Origin of the sequence: Huijunlia imazamoxiresistens, from assembly GCF_037132455.1 — a bacterium.
In the GTDB taxonomy this organism is placed as follows: Bacteria; Bacteroidota; Bacteroidia; order Chitinophagales; family Chitinophagaceae; genus Flavisolibacter; species Flavisolibacter imazamoxiresistens.
In genome coordinates, this window is sequence record NZ_JBBBEI010000018.1 from 82623 (window position 1) to 100882 (window position 18260).

19 protein-coding genes are annotated in these 18260 nt (G+C 56.1%); 9 read left to right on the plus strand and 10 right to left on the minus strand.

The genetic code is table 11. The annotated features are described in order from the left end of the window. Positions 1-45: 45 nt before the first annotated feature. The 3 genes from V9K67_RS19520 to V9K67_RS19530 all read left to right on the plus strand — a co-directional run bounded on the left by V9K67_RS19520 (position 46) and on the right by V9K67_RS19530 (position 2784). A complete protein-coding gene (locus V9K67_RS19520; protein ID WP_336725371.1) occupies positions 46-705 on the plus strand; it encodes a DUF4294 domain-containing protein in 660 nt (219 codons plus the stop codon). A 212-nt stretch (positions 706-917) separates the two neighbouring features. Continuing rightward, the gene (gene bshB1, locus V9K67_RS19525) at positions 918-1652 is read left to right on the plus strand and encodes a bacillithiol biosynthesis deacetylase BshB1 (RefSeq protein WP_336725373.1); all 735 of its coding nucleotides are present in this window, start codon (positions 918-920) and stop codon (positions 1650-1652) included. Between the two features lie 55 nt (positions 1653-1707). Further along, positions 1708-2784 carry a fatty acid desaturase family protein gene (locus V9K67_RS19530; protein ID WP_336725375.1) on the plus strand — a complete coding sequence of 359 codons (1077 nt, stop codon included), beginning with the start codon at positions 1708-1710 and terminating at the stop codon, positions 2782-2784. Positions 2785-3323: 539 nt separating this feature from the next. On the opposite strand, the gene V9K67_RS19535 is transcribed toward V9K67_RS19530, so the two are convergent. The 3 genes from V9K67_RS19535 to V9K67_RS19545 all read right to left on the minus strand — a co-directional run bounded on the left by V9K67_RS19535 (position 3324) and on the right by V9K67_RS19545 (position 5270). Further along, a complete protein-coding gene (locus V9K67_RS19535) occupies positions 3324-3908 on the minus strand; it encodes a YceI family protein (protein ID WP_336725377.1) in 585 nt (194 codons plus the stop codon). A gap of 63 nt (positions 3909-3971) precedes the next feature. Next, positions 3972-4517: an NAD(P)-binding domain-containing protein gene (locus V9K67_RS19540; RefSeq protein ID WP_336725379.1), complete on the minus strand. Its 546-nt coding sequence runs from the start codon at positions 4515-4517 to the stop codon at positions 3972-3974. Between the two features lie 174 nt (positions 4518-4691). Then, complete coding sequence (locus tag V9K67_RS19545) at positions 4692-5270, minus strand: Crp/Fnr family transcriptional regulator (RefSeq protein WP_336725381.1); 579 nt, start codon at positions 5268-5270, stop codon at positions 4692-4694. A 90-nt stretch (positions 5271-5360) separates the two neighbouring features. On the opposite strand from V9K67_RS19545, the gene V9K67_RS19550 reads away from it, so the two are divergent. Next, complete coding sequence (locus V9K67_RS19550) at positions 5361-6518, plus strand: acyl-CoA dehydrogenase (protein WP_336725382.1); 1158 nt, start codon at positions 5361-5363, stop codon at positions 6516-6518. Positions 6519-6708: 190 nt separating this feature from the next. Further along, the gene (locus tag V9K67_RS19555; protein ID WP_336725384.1) at positions 6709-7833 is read left to right on the plus strand and encodes a hypothetical protein; all 1125 of its coding nucleotides are present in this window, start codon (positions 6709-6711) and stop codon (positions 7831-7833) included. Between the two features lie 72 nt (positions 7834-7905). Here the strand turns inward: V9K67_RS19555 and V9K67_RS19560 are convergent, their stop codons facing one another. Continuing rightward, complete coding sequence (locus tag V9K67_RS19560) at positions 7906-8547, minus strand: hypothetical protein (RefSeq protein WP_336725385.1); 642 nt, start codon at positions 8545-8547, stop codon at positions 7906-7908. A 154-nt stretch (positions 8548-8701) separates the two neighbouring features. Here V9K67_RS19560 and V9K67_RS19565 point away from each other — a divergent pair, with 154 nt between their 5' ends. Together V9K67_RS19565 and V9K67_RS19570 are read left to right on the plus strand one after the other, a co-directional pair. Further along, the gene (locus V9K67_RS19565) at positions 8702-9397 is read left to right on the plus strand and encodes a YggS family pyridoxal phosphate-dependent enzyme (protein WP_336725386.1); all 696 of its coding nucleotides are present in this window, start codon (positions 8702-8704) and stop codon (positions 9395-9397) included. Positions 9398-9532: 135 nt separating this feature from the next. Further along, complete coding sequence (locus V9K67_RS19570; RefSeq protein WP_336725387.1) at positions 9533-9742, plus strand: hypothetical protein; 210 nt, start codon at positions 9533-9535, stop codon at positions 9740-9742. A 123-nt stretch (positions 9743-9865) separates the two neighbouring features. Here the strand turns inward: V9K67_RS19570 and V9K67_RS19575 are convergent, their stop codons facing one another. Both V9K67_RS19575 and V9K67_RS19580 read right to left on the minus strand, forming a co-directional pair. Further along, positions 9866-10900, minus strand: coding sequence for an aldo/keto reductase (locus tag V9K67_RS19575; protein ID WP_336725388.1), 1035 nt, complete (start codon positions 10898-10900; stop codon positions 9866-9868). Between the two features lie 84 nt (positions 10901-10984). Next, the gene (locus V9K67_RS19580; RefSeq protein ID WP_336725389.1) at positions 10985-11989 is read right to left on the minus strand and encodes a Gfo/Idh/MocA family protein; all 1005 of its coding nucleotides are present in this window, start codon (positions 11987-11989) and stop codon (positions 10985-10987) included. 170 nt (positions 11990-12159) lie between these two features. Between V9K67_RS19580 and V9K67_RS19585 the strand changes: the two genes are divergently transcribed. Further along, positions 12160-13149, plus strand: coding sequence for an ROK family protein (locus V9K67_RS19585; RefSeq protein ID WP_336725390.1), 990 nt, complete (start codon positions 12160-12162; stop codon positions 13147-13149). 29 nt (positions 13150-13178) lie between these two features. Here V9K67_RS19585 and V9K67_RS19590 read toward each other — a convergent pair whose 3' ends face one another. The 4 genes from V9K67_RS19590 to V9K67_RS19605 form a co-directional block, all read right to left on the minus strand. After that, positions 13179-14000 (minus strand): hypothetical protein, encoded by an 822-nt coding sequence (locus tag V9K67_RS19590; protein ID WP_336725392.1) that lies wholly within the window; start codon positions 13998-14000, stop codon positions 13179-13181. Between the two features lie 63 nt (positions 14001-14063). Continuing rightward, positions 14064-15251 (minus strand): ATP-binding protein, encoded by a 1188-nt coding sequence (locus V9K67_RS19595; protein ID WP_336725394.1) that lies wholly within the window; start codon positions 15249-15251, stop codon positions 14064-14066. Position 15252: 1 nt separating this feature from the next. Then, a complete protein-coding gene (locus V9K67_RS19600) occupies positions 15253-16083 on the minus strand; it encodes an alpha/beta fold hydrolase (RefSeq protein ID WP_336725397.1) in 831 nt (276 codons plus the stop codon). Between the two features lie 101 nt (positions 16084-16184). Then, positions 16185-17222, minus strand: a complete 1038-nt coding sequence (locus V9K67_RS19605) for a LacI family DNA-binding transcriptional regulator (protein ID WP_336725399.1) — start codon at positions 17220-17222, stop codon at positions 16185-16187. A gap of 231 nt (positions 17223-17453) precedes the next feature. On the opposite strand from V9K67_RS19605, the gene V9K67_RS19610 reads away from it, so the two are divergent. After that, a complete protein-coding gene (locus V9K67_RS19610; RefSeq protein WP_336725402.1) occupies positions 17454-18224 on the plus strand; it encodes an SDR family oxidoreductase in 771 nt (256 codons plus the stop codon). The last annotated feature ends 36 nt before the right edge of the window (positions 18225-18260 follow it).

Genomic DNA, 18260 nt, shown 5'->3' on the forward strand with positions numbered 1-18260 from the left:
CTCTTTGCAGAGAGAAACTAACCCTGATTGTAACCAATGAATTCTATGCCCATTAACCGAATCCTTCTGCTTATAGGTGCCCTGGTGGTTTCGCGGCTACTGTCGGCCCAGGCAGTGGAGCCCATGAAAACGGCCAAGTGGGGGCCCAATGATACCATCATCGTTGCCGCCATCATCTACAATGGCGAATCGATGCCGTACCGCGAGCTGGAGATGGTGTATGTTTCCAACATGCCGGCCCACAAGCTGGCCAAGGCGATCCAGAAATACAACCGCCTGCGCAACGCGGTCTATGTAACGTATCCCTACGCCCGCACCGCCGGCAATACGCTCAACGACGTGCGGTCGCACCTGACCAACCTGAATTCACGGGGCGACTGGAAGGATTACATCAAATCGCGGGAAAAAGAGCTGAAGACCCAGTTTGCCGATCCCCTGTCCAACCTTTCGGTCTACCAGGGCAAGGTGCTGATGAAGCTCATTAACCGGCAGACCGGCAACAACTGTTACGAAATTATCAAGGAATACAAGGGCGGCCTCAATGCCCGCATGTACCAGACCGTGGCCTTTTTCTTCGGCAGCAGCCTGAAGCAGGACTACGACTGGCAGCACGATGCCACCGACCGCCAGATCGAAGCCATCGTCAAAGAGATCGACGGCTCCTGGTACAACAACCCTTACAAGCCCGGCGTCAGAACCCAGTAGGGTTTGTGGTTGGTCGTTGGTGGTTTATAGTTATCGTGGATAAGGTAAACCCCTTACGGTTTGGAAAAGATTTCCTTCCGTAAGGGGTTTCCCCGTTTTTTACGACCACCACAAACGACAAACCACAAACCACAAACGCTGAACTTTCGGCTTTTAACACCTTCCTTCGCCGTTTCGGGTTATCTTGCGCCCTCAAAACGTTAGTCAGAAGAATGAAATTGGATGTATTGGCAATAGGCGCTCACCCCGACGACGTAGAGCTTGGATGTTCGGGTACCCTCATCAAGGAGGTACAGCGGGGAAAAAAGGTGGGCATTATCGACCTGACCCAGGGGGAACTGGGTACCCGGGGAACCGTGGAAACACGCTACCAGGAAGCCGCCGACGCGGCAACGATCATCGGCCTGGTCGCCCGGGAGAATTTGAAGATGCGGGACGGCTTTTTCCAGAACGACGAAGCCCACCAGCTGCAACTGATCGCCGCGATCCGGAAATACCAGCCCGAGATCGTGATCGGCAATATCTACGACGACCGCCATCCCGACCACGGCCGGGCCGGCAGCCTGATCTACGACTCCTGTTTCCTGGCCGGCCTCAAGCAGATCAAGACCACCGACGACCAGGGCCGCGAGCAGGAACGCTGGCGCCCCAAATACCTGCTGCATTTTATCCAGGACCGCTTTTACGAACCCGACCTGATTGTGGATGTTTCGGATGTGTGGGAACAACGCCTGGCCGCCACCCTGGCCTATAAGACCCAGTTCCACACCAGTTCCGACAGCGACGAACCCCAGACCTATATCTCCAGTCCCGAGTTTTTGCAGGCCATCACCGCCCGGGCCCGCCTCCTGGGCAAGCGCATCGGCGTAAAATACGGCGAAGGGTTTCTTTCCAGAAAAGATATCGGCATATCCAACCTGGATGCCCTGGTATTACGGGAAACCTAAGCGAACGCCTTCCAATCCTTGTCAACCCATTAAATAAGTAAATCTTCCTTGCGCCATGAGTGTTGTAGCAACTCCCAAGTTTAATACTGTCTCCCAGTCGTTTCATTCCGAGCTGAAAAAGCGCGTCAACCAGTATTTTAAGCAGGCCGGCAAAGAATCTACCGGCAATTTCGAATTGTACCTGAAGGCCGGCATCCTGGTAACTTCTTTTATTGCCCTGTACGTGCACCTGGTGTTCTTTACCCCGGGCACCTTGCTGGCCCTGGCCGAATGCGTGCTGCTGGGACTGACCGTAGCCGGCATCGGCTTTAACGTCATGCACGACGGGGGGCACGGCTCCTTCAGCCGCCGCAAATGGGTGAACACCCTGGCCGCTTTTTCGCTGAACGTCCTCGGCGGCAGCTCCTTTATGTGGAACGTGAAGCACAACATCATTCACCATGCCTACACCAATATCGACGGCGTAGACGATGACATCGACATCCAGCCCTGGATGCGTATGAGCTCTACCCAGCCCAGGCACAAAATGCACAAGTACCAGCACGTGTATTTCTGGTTCCTCTATGCGCTGCTTTATATCCTTTGGATCGTTTTTCTGGATTACTCCAAATATTTCAGCAAGCAAATCGGCATTACCCCGCTCAAGAAAATGAAGTTGTCCGACCACCTGGTATTCTGGGGTTTCAAGGTTTTCAACCTTGTTTTATACGTGGCGCTGCCCATTTATACCGTAGGCTTTACTGCCTGGCTGACCGGCTTCCTGACCTTTGCCCTGGTGACCGGTTTGGTGATCAGCATCGTTTTCCAGCTGGCTCATACCGTGGAGCATACGCATTTCCCGGTACCCAACGAAGCTACCGGCAAGCTCGATGACGAATGGGCCGTGCACCAGCTGAAGACCACCGCCAATTTCGCTCCCAAGAGCAAGCTGGTAAACTGGTACGTCGGCGGCCTGAACTTCCAGGTAGAGCACCACCTGTTCCCTAAAATTTCGCACGTGCACTACCCCGAGATCAACAAGATCGTCAAGGCTACCTGCGCCGAGTTCAACGTCACTTACATCGAATATGCACGCCTGGACCAAGCCATCATGTCGCACGTCCATTTCTTAAGAGATATGGGACGGAAGTAGTGGTCATTTAATGATTTTAAAAAGCCGCAAGGACATCATTGTTCCTGCGGCTTTTTTGTTTTTTGGCGGCACAGGTTCTCCCAATGGAGAGGGTGTGCGTAGCTTCGCGGCTGCATGGCCTGCAAGGTTGCAAGAAGAATCGGTACCTCAGAAGCCTTTCAGGAGATGGAGTCAATTAGAGCATTCTGGTTTTCCTTGCCTGGGCAGCGCCCTTGCCTGTGGATGTAGGACGGTTACAGATGGGAAGACCAATGGCAGATGGTTTCAAACCTTAAGTCGAAGAGCGGCCGTTTTACTGGTTCGAACTGTACTGGCTACTCAGGGTTGGGCGCTGCCCAACAACGCCTCCCCCCTGCGGTTTTCTACCAACAGGAATGGGCGCTGCCCATGGTTTCCTTTAAGCTGAAGTTTCCGATAATCGGAAGATTTTTTCTTTTGCTTATCTATACTACCGCGGAGCTACGCTGCTTGCGCCCTCTCCAAATGCAAAAACGCCCGGAAACATCCGGGCGCTTTTGCTTCTTAATAATCCAACACACTTATTTAGCCTGAGTAAACTCCAATTTCAGGTCGAGGGTTACGTCCTTACCTACAGCGGCGCCACCGGCTTCGGTTACGGCATTCCACTTCAGGTTGTAATCAAAACGGTTGATCACGGTAGAAGCTTTGAAACCGGAGCGGATGTTGCCGTACAGGTCCTTCACGGTGCCGCCATAAACCACGTCAAACTTCACGGGTTTGGTTACGTCGCGGATGGTCAGGTTGCCGCTCAGTACATATTTATTGCCGGATACTTTTTTGAAGGAAGTGCTCTTGAACGTCATTTTCGGGAATTTCTCGGAATTGAAGAAATCATCTCCTTTCAGGTGCTTGTCGCGCATTTCGCTGTCGGTGTTGATGCTGTTCACATCTACGGCAAAGTCAACTTTGGCGCCGTTGAAGTCGGCAGTGGGGGCGGTAATGGTGCCGTCATACACTTTGAAGTTGCCTTCCACTTCCGAGATTACCATATGGGATACGGAGAACTTAACGGTAGAGTGGGATTTGTCCACGCTCCATTTTGTTTGGGCGAAAACTACTACCTGGGCCAGTACGAATGCGAGAAGGATCGATAAACGTTTCATTTGAATAGATTGTTGATGGTTTTGTTTAAAAATTTATAGAAGGTCTTACCTTTTTTCCTATGGTCAGTTGCTTGTTGCCGTGGTGGTGCCGATCACCAGGTGGAGGCCGCATTGCTGCAGCAGGTCGATCACGGTATCCAGGGCCTCTTCGTCCTTTCCGGCCACCAGGAAATTGCTTTCCTGCTGTCCTGGAAGCGCTTCGCCGGCTTCGGCCACCGGCGTAAGGGTGCGTACCACTTTTGAGTAAGGAAGCAGCTGTTGCAGTGCCGATGCGGCTGCTGCGGCTTCCTGCCCGCCGGTTGCGGCCAGGCTGATGATGATCTTGCCCGTGGCCACCTGTTTAATGTTTTCGGCCAGCTGTTTTTCCTCGCAACAGGGAACGGTGCTGATGATGATATCCGCTTCCCAGCAGGCTTCCCGGGGACAGTCGATCACTTCCAGGTCGGCCTGTTGTGCGGCTTCTTTAATAGCCTGCAGCAGGCGTCCCAGTTGTTCCGGATCCTTGTCCATTAACAGCAAACGGTAGTGGCCTTTTGCCAGGTTCTTTGCCAGCTCGGGGCATTTGCCTGCAGTGGCTCCGATTAAGGCGATGGTTTGTTTCGTTTGCATTTGTTTGTTGTTGACAAGGCAAAAGTACGCCGCCGACACAGCCTCTTCCATTGAGAAAGGATAAGAAAGGGCGTTGATCTATATCAAGTTTACGGGTTGACAGGTTCACGGGTTTACGAGTTCCTGACGGGCGCCAGCAACTCGTAAACCCGTGAACCTGTCAACCCGTAAACTCTATTTGCGGATCATCTGCTTCCTGATACGACTCAGCGTTTCGGGGGTAATACCCAGGTAGGAGGCGATCATGTGCTGGGGGACACGCTGGATGATATCGGGGTAGGCGTGGATGAGCTTGGTGTACTTTTCCTCGGCGGAGAGGCTTAGGGAGCCCACCAGGCGGCGCTGCATAGCGATGAGGCTGTTTTGCAGGAGCAGGCGCTGGTAGCGTTCAAACTTGGGAACGGCATCCATCAGGGCTTCGTAGGACGAGCGGGTGAGCAGCAGCAGCTCCGCATCTTCCAGGGCATCGATATTATAGGAGGACGGCTCGTGGGTCAGGAAACTGTACTGATCGGCGATCCACCAGCCCTCCAGGGCAAACTGGACGATATGCTCCACGCCCTTATCATTGACCGTATAGGAACGCAGTACGCCCTTTTCCACGAAGGCCAGGTGCCGGCAAATATCGTCCTGCTGCAGCAGGTACTGTTTCTTGCGCAGCTTTTTGGGAACGAAAAACGTTTTGCAGATTTCTTCCTCTTCCTCCGTCAGGGAGATCTTTTCATTTACTTTTTTCAATAACAGTTCGAACATGGCCACCCGATTCGGGGGCAAAGTAATTCATTTTATTCCTTTAAATCGTGTTATTCGTGCCGTATCTTGTAGGGAGTAAAAGGTTATGGTATGGAGTTCCAATTTAGCGAAGAGCAACAGATGATCCGGCAGGCTGCCCGCGATTTTGCCCGGACCGAATGCCTGCCCGGTGTCATAGAAAGGGATGAGAAAATGCAATTTCCCCGCGAGCAGTTGCTAAAACTGGCCGACCTGGGGTTCCTGGGTATGATGGTCAGTCCCGAATGGGGCGGCAGCGGCCTGGATACGGTCAGTTATGTGCTGGCCATGGAAGAGATCAGCAAGGTGGATGCTTCCGTGAGCGTGTGCATGAGCGTCAACAACAGCCTCGTGTGCTGGGGACTGGAAACCTACGGTACACCCGAACAAAAGCAGCAGTACCTGGCGCCGCTGGCAGCGGGCAAAAAAGACGGCGAATTGTTTACCGGCGCCTTCCTGCTCAGCGAGCCCGAGGCCGGCAGCGATGCTACCTCCCAGCGTACGACCGCCGAAGATAAAGGAGACCACTACCTGCTCAACGGCACCAAAAACTGGATCACCAACGGGGGCACGGCTTCCGTCTACCTGGTGATGGCCCAGACCGATCCCGCCCAGGGGTCGCACGGCATCAATGCCTTTATCGTGGAAAAGGCCTGGCCCGGCGTGGCGGTAGGAGGGAAGGAGCATAAAATGGGCATCCGGGCTTCCGATACCCATTCCGTTTCCTTCAATGATGTGCGGGTGCCGAAGGAAAACCGCATCGGCGCCGACGGCTTTGGGTTTTCCTTCGCCATGAAAACGCTGGCCGGCGGCCGCATCGGCATTGCCGCCCAGGCACTGGGCATTGCCTCCGGCGCCTACGAGCTGGCCGTGGAGTATTCCAAAACCCGCAGGTCCTTCGGCTCGCCGATCATGCACCACCAGGCCATTGCGTTCAAGCTGGCCGATATGGCTACCCGTATCGATGCGGCCCGCCTGCTGTGCCTGAAGGCCGCCTGGGACAAGGACCAGCATAAAGATTATACCGTCAGCGGCTCCATGGCCAAGGTGTTCGCCTCGGAAACCGCCATGTGGACCACCACTGAAGCCGTACAGGTGCATGGCGGCTACGGTTATGTAAAAGAATACCATGTAGAGCGGCTGATGCGGGATGCCAAGATCACCCAGATCTACGAAGGCACCAGCGAGATCCAGCGCATGGTCATTAGCCGGCATATTTTAAAGCACTGAATAAATGGGGGAATGGGTTGATTGGGATATTAGTTAATTGGTTAATTGGGGAATTAGGGTTCCCCGCCGGGAAGAATGTTTCGGTCAGTAAGGCCTAATACCCCAATTAACCAATCAACCAATTCCCCGGCAGGCGCTACTTTTGCCGCCGATGAGGTGTAGGCAATTTTGTTACAAGCTTATATTGGGGATGGTGCTAGTTTGGGGGTTTTCCTGCAGGGAAGCACGGGCGTCCGATACGTTGCAGGTCCAACAGTTGCTCCGGGGCCTGTACCGGACCCAGATGAACCACGAGCGCTATTTTCCTGTCGGGCTGTTCCCTTCTTACCGGCAATACTATTTCAATGCCGGGGTGCTGAAGAAGGACGACAACAGCTTTTTTACCGGCCTCATCGCTTTTACCCTGCGTACCCTGCGGCCTTCGCTCGACCCCGACGCAAAAATGTTGTGTGATTCCATCCTGGCTGCCGCGGCCGGGGCGCTGCCCAAATTTCAAAACCGGCGGGGACTGCCCCTGTACAGCTTTTGGCAAACGCGCCCCATCAGGTATTTTCCCAATTCAGGAGTGCTGAGCCTATTCAAGGCCAACGCCCTGCCCGACGATGCCGACTGCACCGCCATCTGCCTGCTGGCTACCGGCGCCGCACCTGCCACCGCGAAGCAAGTACATGACTATTTGCAAGGTTTTTCCAATAACCGGGTGCATAAAGTACGCAGTACCTTCCGGGCCTATAAAAGATTACCCGCCTATTCCACCTGGCTCAGCCATAAAGTTCCTATCGATTTTGACGTGTGCGTACTGGCCAATATCCTGTACCTGGTGCACCAATACCAATTGCCCTATACCGCGGCCGATTCCGCTTCCCTGCACCTGATTTCGGAAGTGGTGCGGAAGCGGGAATACCTGACCGATGCCGTTTTCGCCTCACCTTATTACAACCGCCCCTCCATCATCCTGTACCACCTATCCCGCCTGATGTCGGTGGCCACAATACCCGTACTGGAAGCGCAAAAGGAAGGGATGATCGAAGCGGCGAAGGGGATTTATACCCAAACGGCTGACCTGCACGAAAAGCTGGTCCTTTCCACCGCCCTGCTGCGCTGGGGGGTAAAAGACCCGTACTACCTGCCCCCGGTTCCGGTCCATGCTCCCGATAAATCGGGCTTTGTCTTTTTCGTGGCCAACATGGCCTCCATGCTGCCCAACCCCGTCAACGGCTGGCTTACCCAAAGCCGCCTCGGCCGCTTTGACTACTATTGCCCCGCCTACAACGACCTTTTGCTGTTGGAGAACTTAGTCTGGAGAGGTAGATAGTTTACAAGTTTACGGGTTTACGAGTTGCTGGCGCCCGTCAGGAACTTGTAAACCCGTAAACCCGTAAACTTTTTACTCACCCACACACAAAAAGTACTCATCAATGACCTTCTTCCAGGTGGTGACGGTGGCATCCGTGGAAGCACCCTTGGTAAAGGCATAGCCTTCGGTGCCGGCCTTTAGTTTTTTGTAGAGGCGGGGACAGCGGTTAAAATACAGGAGGTAGGGCACCATGCTTTCCTTGTCACTGGTAAAGTCGGTTTCTTCAATATTCAGCGGGTCGCGGCGGAACATGCCCACGTAAAGGTTCGGGCGGCCGTCGGAAGAGGTAAACTGGTACAAGCCCAGGATCTCGGTGCCGTAAACTTTCTTCACCAGGCAATTGGGCCGTACCTGTTCGGGCCGGTCGGCCAGGTTCTTGAAATAAAAGGTGTCCGACTCGATCAGCACCATGGTGATGCTGTTCACATGGTTGGTGATGGAATAGGTCGTCTTTCGGGTGCTGGTATCGGTTTCCGTAGTCTTTTCCCATTCCACCCGGATCGTGTCGGGGTTGGCCCCGAACATGTTTACGAGGATCTCGCCCTCGTAGGTGCTGTCGAGGGTGACCACCCTTCCATGGAATTTTACAGGGGCGGAGGCTTCCTGGGTAAAGCCGCGCCGCGGGGCAGGTACAAAAGCTACAAGAAGAAAATAGAGGAGAATATATTTCATTTTGCTGCTTTTTTGAGGTGATTGAAAGTTCTGCTTTGGTACCACAGTAAAAATGCCAGAATGCCCTTTTGGGGAAAAATTGTTGAGCTATTTTGGAAGGAAGACGCCCTCTTTTTCTTCCTCCGTTACATTTGTAGTTTCAATATCACAAAAAATGCTGATCAATCAAAGCAAGTACGAAGAGATCCTGGGCCTGTTGCAGCAAAAAGGGGCTACGCTGGTGGCGGTGAGCAAAACCAAACCGGTGGAGGCCATCCGCGAATTATACGAGCTGGGCCAGCGGGACTTCGGCGAAAATTACGTGCAGGAGCTGACCGAAAAACAAGCCCTGCTGCCGGCGGATATCCGCTGGCATTTTATCGGTCATTTACAAACCAATAAAGTAAAATACATTGTTCCCTTTGTGCACCTGGTGCACGGGGTAGACAGTGCCCGGCTGTTACAGGAGATCCATAAGCAGGCGGCGAAGGCGGGCCGGGTGGTCGACGTGCTGCTGCAGGTGCACATTGCCCGCGAGGAAACCAAGTTCGGCTGGGACGAGGCCGAGCTGGACGACTTGCTGCAATCCGGCGCAGAAACCCTGAAGGAATGGAAAAATATCCGGATAAAAGGGCTGATGGGCATGGCTTCTTTCACGGAGGACAAAGGACGGGTACGCAACGAGTTTGATACGCTGAAAGAGCTTTTTGATAAATACAAGGAACTTTTTCCGGAAGGAGCCGCTTCCAACGTTTCCTTTGAAATCCTTTCCATGGGTATGAGCGGCGACTACGCCCTTGCCCTGGAAGAAGGCAGCAACATGGTCCGCATCGGCAGCCTGATCTTCGGCGCCCGGAAGAAAGCCGAATAGGGCAAGTTCGAAATACGAGGTACGAGGTACGAAGTATGGAGGAAAACATGTCTTTTTCCTTACTTCGTACTTCGTACCGTTTACCTCGTACTTGCTCTTTGGCACATTTTTCGACTATAAAGGAAAAAATCTGCTATGAAAAAGGTATATTTTACGGTAATGGCCGCAATCATGAATGCCCTGGCATTTGCCCAGGATGGCGAGACAAAAAAAGTAGATGTCAATATTAATACCGGCGGCGGCGGTGGCAGCGTATGGGGCGCTCCCTGGTTATGGGTGATTGGAGCAGCCGTATTTATTTTACTGCTGGTAGCCCTGACCCGCGGCACCCGCAGGGCCGATTAAAACTGCACCGAATTTATTTTAAAAAAACAAAAGGACTACAAACGCTCTTAGGCAATTTGTAGTCCTTTTGCATTAGAACAACTTATACTCCTTGCCGGCGGCAGCCAACTTAGGAACTTGTCCTTAGTCTGTCCCCACCCCGAACCGTTCGCGCATCTGACGGTCTACCATCCAGCCGGGATACCATTTTTCGGGCTGGCTGATCTTGTCCAGCTGCGAGAGGTCTTCCGGGGACAGCTGCAGGGAGGCCGAGTGCAGGTTGGACTGCAGTTGCTGGGGTGTTTTGGCGCCGATGATGGTGCTGGTAACTCCCTTTTGCTGCCGTACCCAGGCCAGGGCCACTTCGGCCGCGGAAACGCCGTAGCCGTTGCCGATTTCTTTCAGCACGTCGATGATGTCGTAGGCCCTTTCCTTGTTGATCACCGGGAAGTCGAAATTGTCGCGGCGCGAGGCCCCGCCGGTGGAGGTCTGGTCGCGGGAAAATTTTCCCGACAGGAAGCCGCCGGCCAGGGGGCTCCAGGGCATGAAGGCCAGGTGCTGGTCGGCCGCCAGGGGCAGCACTTCCTGTTCCACGTCGCGGTTGGCGATGGCATAAAAATACTGGAGGCCCACAAACTCGTGCCAGCCGTTTTTGCGGGCGATGCCCAGGGCTTTCATCACCATCCAGGCGGGCCAGTTGCACACGCCGATAAAGCGCACTTTACCCGAGGTAACGAGGTCGTGCAGGGTATGCACCACCTGCTCCACGGCGGTGAGCTTGTCCACGCCATGTACGTACAGCAGGTCGATATGGTCGGTTTGCAGGCGTGTGAGGCTTTCTTCCACCGACTGGAACATGTGGTAGCGCGACAAGCCGATCTGGTTGATGCCGTCGCCCATGCGGCCGCGGACCTTGGTGGCCAGGAACAGGTCGTTGCGCTGCAGGCCCGTTTGCTTCAAACCCTCGCCCAGCAACTGTTCCGACTGCCCGAAGGAGTACACGTTGGCCGTGTCGATAAAATTGATCCCCGCATCCGCCGAGATTTTCAGTAATTCATTTACCTCGGCCTGCGTTTGCTTGCCGATGTTTTCCCAAATACCCGCTCCGCCGAAGGTCATGGTGCCCAGGCACAATTCCGATACCAGTACGCCCGTATCGCCAAATGCATTGTACTTCATCTTTTATTATTGTTTGCTTATTTCTGTTCCGTTCTGCCTACAGTATACTATGCCTATTGTCCCTTGTCTATTGCCTATTGTCCCTTACGCCTTGCTCAGGGCCGGCTCCGGCTGCTTTTTGGTAAATACATCCAGCAGGCGCATGATTTCCACGCCGTCGCAGGCAGGGCAGGGGTTGGGGCCTTTGTCCAGGAAGTAGGCCGTCACCTTTTCGATCATCGGCTGCTGCAGGTGGTCCAGCTTTTCGAAGGTGAACTCCTCCACTTCGTCTTCCCGTACCAGCACCAGGCTTCCCTGTTCAAAAACGCTGAAGGCGATGCTGCCTTCGGCGCCAATGATTTCCACGCTGTCCTCGGCCTGCCCTTCGGGAACGGTAAAGCACCAGGTGCCGGTAAACAGCACGTCGTTTTTAAACAGGATGTTGCCGCTGACCAGGTCGTCGGCAGGGTAGTAGTTGCCCTGGTTCAGGGCCATGCCGTGGGCCTGTTTTACGGGTCCGAAGAAATGCAGCATCAGGTCGAGCTGGTGGGGGGCCAGGTCGTGAAAGAGGCCGCCGCCGGAAACTTCCGGGTTGGTGCGCCAGTTGTCGGGGGTTTTGGTGATCATCTTCGAGCGGTGGGGCTGCAGCAGCCGCAGGATCACCAGCCGCACCTCGCCGATGGCATTGGCATCAAGCAGCTCTTTCACCTCGCGGAACAACGCGTGTTCGCGACGGTAATGGGCAACCGCTAATTTCACGCCGGTCTCTTCCGACACCTTCCGCATTCTTTCAGCTCCTTCGAAGTTCAGCGCCATCGGCTTCTCCACGTACACCGGCTTGCCGGCGCGCAGGGCCGCAATGGCGTATTCCTCGTGCTGCTGCGGAGGGGTGGCAATGTAAATGGCATTCACCTCCGGATCGTCGATCAGCTGCCGGGCGTCGGTATACCATTTGGGTACGCCGTGCCGGCGGGCATAATCTTCGGCTTTTTCCGCATTGCGGCGCATTACCGCCACCAGTTTCGAATTGGGCACTTTGTTAAAGGCAGGCCCGCTTTTTACTTCGGTTACATCTCCGCAACCGATAATGCCCCATTGGATCGTTTTCATGTGTTGTAATCGTTAAAAGGTCTTGTAAAATAAGCGTTTTATGAATGTACTGTTTTCTTCCGGATGAAAAAGATCGGCCCGTTGCCGCCAACCGCTTTTCGGGAAGCTTGTAAACCAGCCGGGTTCTTTTGTTTGTCACATTTTTATGAACTTTCCCGAAACGAAAAAACATGTTACTGGGATTTGATATCGGCGGCACCAAATGCGCGGTGGTGCTCGGACACGTAATGACGGCACCCGGGGGGCAAAGCGCAATCCGGGTAGTGGACAAAACCGTGCTGCCGACCAACCGGCCGGTTTATGAGCAGATCGAATGGCTGTTTGCCACGGCCGAAGCCCTGCTGGCAACGAATTCCCTTTCCAAAGTGCAGCTTACCGGTATCGGGCTCAGCTGCGGCGGGCCGCTCAACAGCCGTGCAGGGGTGGTGCTGTCGCCGCCCAACCTGCCGGGCTGGGACGCTGTTCCGCTGGTGGCGCTGGCGGAAGCCCGGTTCGGCCAGAAAGCCCTGCTGCAAAACGATGCCAACGCCTGCGCCCTGGCGGAATGGAAGTTCGGGGCCGGCAAAGGCTTTCAGCACCTGGTGTTCCTCACCTTCGGTACCGGCCTGGGAGCGGGACTGATCCTGAACGGCCGGCTGTATGCGGGCGCCTCCGGCCTGGCGGGCGAGGCGGGTCACCTGCGGCTGGCCCCCCTGGGGCCGGTGGGCTTTGGCAAGGCCGGGTCGTTCGAAGGCTTTTGCAGCGGGGGCGGCATTGCACAGCTGGCGCAGATGAAGGTGCGCCAGCGGCTGCAAATGGGCGAACGGGTATCGTTCTGCGGCAGCCTGGAGGAACTCCCCCTGCTGACGGCAAAAGTCGTGGCGGAAGCGGCCTTCCGGGGCGATGGGGTCGCCCGGGACATTTATGCCACCTGCGGCCACTACCTGGGTCAGGGCCTGGCCCTGCTGATCGACCTGCTGAACCCCGAGTGCATCATCCTGGGCAGCATCTACGGCCGGGCAAAGGAGCTGCTGGAACCCCCGATGCGGGCGGTGCTGGAAGCGGAAGCCATCGGGACTTCGTACCGGGCGTGCGCCATCGTTCCCGCCGGCCTCGGAGCGGCGCTGGGCGATATGGCGGCGCTGAGCCTGGCAACCGCCTGCCGGGACAACAGCTATTGAGCGTACCGGGGCCGCGGGCCCGTTTCCGGTTATGGGTTGCCGGGAAGGGGCTCCTCCGCGGACTTGGCTTTCTCCGCCATCCGCGTCACCACGAATTCGGCCTGGTAGGCCACCTCGCCGGTGGCTTCCGTAATGGCGGTGGTGCTGGCCCCCTTTCCACGGACCTTTCCATAGAGTTTGTCGCCCCTGCCTTCGATGGTCACGGAGGTGTTCTTCAAAAAGCCAAACCGTTCCGAAACACCGGTTCGCTGGTAGAACTTTTTGACCACTTCCTGCGGGGCCGAGCGGGCCGAAACATTCGGGGCGATAAAGCCGTTGACCAGGGGCGAGCCCTCTTCCTGTTCGCTGGTCAGCAGGCCGTTCAGGCGGCTATCCGTCAGCCGGACGGTCATGAACTGCTCCGTTTCCTTTTTGCGGGTGACCGGGGAAACCCCCATATCGGCGCTCATGAGGAACAGGCTGCCGATCTCCGAGCGGTTTCGGGTGTAGAGGTGCAGGTAGCGGGCGTTCTTTTCACCGGGCAAAGGGTCGCGCAGGGTAACGGTCAGGGGCAGGCTAAACGATTTTCCATAAACCTTTCCCCGGATCTCGCCGGTAAAGTTGCCCGTCAACGCTTTCTGCCGGGGGCGGTTGAGGGAATCGGCAGCCAGCAGGGCGGCGGAGTCGGGGGGCGGGGCCTGCTGCACGGAATCTGCCGGGGCCGCCACCAGGGTCGTCAGCTCCGGTGCGGGCGCAGGGTCGGCTTCCGGAGCCCGGGTGTCGCCGGAAGAACAGGCGCTAAAGAGGGGCAGCGCCAGCAGCAGCCAGCGCCACTGCCGCCCTGCCCGTGCGGGCGAAAAAGTAGGAAACATATGCAGTTCGTTCATGGTGGGGCCTCCTTTGCCGTACAAGATAATTAAATTGCCCTGAACCCCTTATTCCGGCGGCAGAACGGGCAGGTAAATGGTAAAGGTCGTGCCCTTGCCTTCAATGCTTTTGACCGAAAGGGTACCCCTGTGGTTGGCAACGATCTTTTTGCAAACCGTCAGGCCGATGCCCAGTCCTTTGGAACTGGTATGGATTTTCCGGAACAGCTGGAACACTTTTTTCTCAAAGCCCGAAGGAAAGCCGATGCCGTTATCCGAAAAGGTGATCTTGTAGTGGTCGCCGAAGCGGTATTGGTCCTCCAGCACGCGGAACAGGTTGCGGTTCAGCAGGGTGGATTCCAGGCGGATCTCCAGCGGCCGGAGGGGCGAGCGGAACTGCACGGAGTTGGCAATCAGCTCGTAGAACAGCACCACCAGCTGCTGGTGGTCGCCTGTTACCGGCGGAAGGTCGTCGGCGTAGAGGTGCACTTCCACGCCGGCAAAGTCGGTCACCACCTTTTGCTTGGCGATGTGGACCACTTCGTTCAGCGGCACCTCGGTCAGCTTCAGCGGCTCGGTATCGAGCAGGGAATAGCGCTGAATGCCCAGGAGGCGTTCGCGGATGCTGCGGGTCATTTGCAGGATCTTTTGCACCATCTCTTCCGGGGGCTTGGGCGGTTGCGGGCTGAGCAGCAGGTCGGCGTACAGGCTGATCTTGCGCAGCGGTTCCTGCAGGTCGTGGGCCACCACCGTATTGCGCTCCTGCAGTTCTTCGTTGCGCTGTTCGAGCTGGAACATTTTTTCGTCGAGCAGGGCGATCTGCTGCTGCAGCCGGGCCTGCACCTCCAGCAGGGCCGTATTTTCCTGCAGGGCTTTTTCCGCTTTGTTCCGGGCGGCAATCAGTTCCTCTTCGTAGTTCACCCGGTTCCAGAGCGCCAGGCAGCAGCAAACATTCGCGGTCCGCAGCTCCGCTTCGGTCCGCCGGGCGCTGACCAGCACGGGGATGCCGGTGCCGTCGGCGGCCTTCAGGGTCAGGAAGATCTCCTCCGCTGCCTGTTGCATTTTCAGCAGGGGAAAAAAGTGGGTCTGGTAAAAGATCAGGGACGGCAGGGTCAGCAGGACATTCACCTTTTGTCCTTCGAGTGCTTCCGGCGACCTTTGGAGCCAGGCGCACAGGGTATCATTCACCGCCAGGATCCGGCCTTCGTCATCAAAGGAAAACAGGCCGCAGGGGAGGGAGGGGAACTGATCGGTCATATCAGCAAACCTCTTGTGTTTGTAGGGCTTCCGCTGGTGCCAGGTAATCGCGGATGGCGTCGATGGTTTCCATAGGTTCGCTCAGGTGGGGGCAATGGCCGGTGGCCCGCAGCACCCGCAGGTGGCCCCGGGGCAGGTGCCGCTGCAGGTAGTCGCCCACCTCCAGGGGGGCGATGATGTCTTCGGAGCACTGCAGGATCAGGGCGGGGATTTTCAGCTTGGGCAGGTCGCGGCGGTTGTCCGAGAAAAAGGTCACTTCGGCAAACTGGCGGGCAATGACCGGGTCGGTGGAGCAGAAGCTGTCGGCCAGTTCCTGTCCCAGTTCGGGTCGGCCGGGATGGCCCATGATCTGCGGGGCCAGGAAGTTGGCCCAGCCGATATAATTTTTTTCCATGGTAGCGAGCAGGCCCCGGATGTCGGCCGGTGAAAAGCCGCCGGTATAGGCGCCGTCGTTGAGGTAGCAGGGCGAGGGCCCAACCATCACCAGGCGCTCGAAGTAGGCGGGTTCCTCAATGGCGGCCAGCAGCCCGATCATGGAGCTGACCGAGTGGCCGACGAAGATCACCTGCTCCAGCTCCAGGGCGGCACAGATGTCCAGCACGTCCTGGGCATAGCCTTGCAGGGAAGCATAGCGCCCGGGGTTGTAGGCGGAAAGGTCCGAGCGGCCGCAGCCGACATAATCAAACAGGATAACGCGGTAGTCCTCTTCAAAGGCAGGGGTAACAAACCGCCACATGTGCTGGTCGCAGCCGAAGCCGTGGGCGAACAGCATGGGGCGGGTGCCTTTTCCAAAAACCGTTACGTTATTGCGGCGGAGTATGTTTTTGTTCATAATTGAGGGCTAAAGGAACAAGGGCAAGGTAAACAAAGTTGGCAAAACCCGGAAGGCCTGCCCCCAATCCCTAATAACCTAATTCCCAATGAACCCATTCCCTAAAGCTCCTTTCGCTTGCTGGAATCGCGGATGACCAGTTGCGTGTCGAACACCATTTTCTCGAACCGGCTGACCGGCCGCTTGCTTTCAATCAGTTGGATCAGCAGCTCCATGGCCTTCTGGCCGATCTCGAAGGCGGGCTGTACCACGGCCGAAAGGGAAGGGTTGAAAATGCCGGCAGTGGCGGCATTGGTAAAGCCGATCAGGGCAATTTCATCCGGTACACGGATGCCGAGCTGGTGCAGGTAGGCCAGGGTGGTGGTGGTGATGCGGTCCGACATGGTCAGCAGGGCATCGGGGCGTTGGGGCAGCTGCAGCAGCCGTTCCACGGCCGCTTCGGTTTCTTCGGGCACCTGGCCGCCGTGCTGGCAGTAGTGTACCAGGGCCTCGTCGAAGGGAATGCCCTTTTCTTCCAGGGCTTTTTTATAGCCCTGCAGGCGCTCCTGCGTAATAGACAGGCCGGAAGGGCTGGTGATGTGGCCGATGCGCCGGAAGCCCTGGGACAGCAGGTGCAGGGTGGCTTCATAGGCGCCCTTGAAGTTGTTGCAGGTAACCTGGTGGGTGTTCACCTGCTCGGCCACCCGGTCAAAGAAAACAATCGGCAGCCCCTTGTCGTGGATGGAAACCAGGTGGTCGATATCTTCCGTTTCCGCCGACAGGGAAACGATCAGCCCGTCGACCGAACGGGACGACAGGTGGCGGATACTCTTTACCTCGCTTTCGTACGACTCCCTGCTCTGGGTGATGATCACGTGGTAGTCCTTTTTTTCGGCTACCGATTCCATGCCGTTGATGGCCTGGGAAAAAAAGTTGTTGTCGATGTTGCAGATGACCACGCCGATGGACTTGCTGCGGCCCTGCTTGAGGCTCTGGGCAATGGGGTTGGGGCGGTAATGGTGCCGGGCGGCATAGTCGGTAACGGTCTTCCGGGTTTCGGTGCTGATCTCGTGGCTGCCGCGCAGGGCCTTGGAAACCGTGGATACCGATAGGTTCAGCGCCCGGGCAATGTCTTTTATAGTGATGGCCTCAAACCGCATGGCTAAGAGAAAAAGAGGAAAAGGGGTAAAGAGTTAAGGGGGAAAGCTAAGCCTTAATTGGGAAAAAGTAAAAAAAGAGGTCCGGAAAAGCCCAAAAGCAGGGATTGCCCTACAACGTTGTCGTAAAAAAATAATCCCGATGTTCCATTTTTTCGGGGCTAATAGCGCACTTTTGTTGCCCCGGTTTTACGGGGGAAAAGCTGAACAAATTAATTTTTAATCAACAATCATATGAGCATCCTCAATTCATTTCAAATTACCGGTAAAACCGCTTTGGTAACCGGTTGCGACAGAGGTATCGGACAGGCTATGGCCCTGGCCCTGGCGGAAGCCGGTGCCGACATTATCGGCGTATCGAACAACGATACCATCCGCGGCGGCGACACCGAGCAAAAGGTGAAAGCACTGGGTAAGAAGTTCTCTGCCTATGTAGCCGACATCTCGAACCGCGAAGAGATCTACAAGCTCGTGAACGAGATCAAGGCCAACGAAGCCCCGGTGGATATCCTGATCAACAACGCCGGCATGATCCTGCGCAAGCCCGTAGCCGAACACCCCGACGAATGGTGGGATAAGGTGATCGCGGTTAACCTCGATGCCCAGTTCGTGCTGACCCGCGAATTCGGAAAAGATATGATTGAGCGCGGCTATGGTAAGATCGTGTTTACCTGCTCCCTGCTGAGCTTCCAGGGCGGTATCAACGTTCCGGGCTACACGGCTTCCAAATCGGCTGTTGCCGGCCTGGTAAAAGCCTTCGCCAACGAGTGGGGTTCCAAAGGCGTTTGCGTGAACGGTATCGCCCCGGGTTACGTAGCCACCGACAACACCGAGGCCCTGCGCAACGATCCCGAGCGCAGCAAAGCCATCCTGGACCGCATTCCTGCCGGCCGCTGGGCCGAAGCCGAAGACTACAAAGGTCCCGTAGTGTTCCTGTCTTCCGAAGCCTCTTCCTACGTAAACGGCGCGATCCTGCTCGTGGACGGCGGCTGGATGGCACGTTAACTGATGGCATTCTTTAATTTGATATCGGAGTTCACA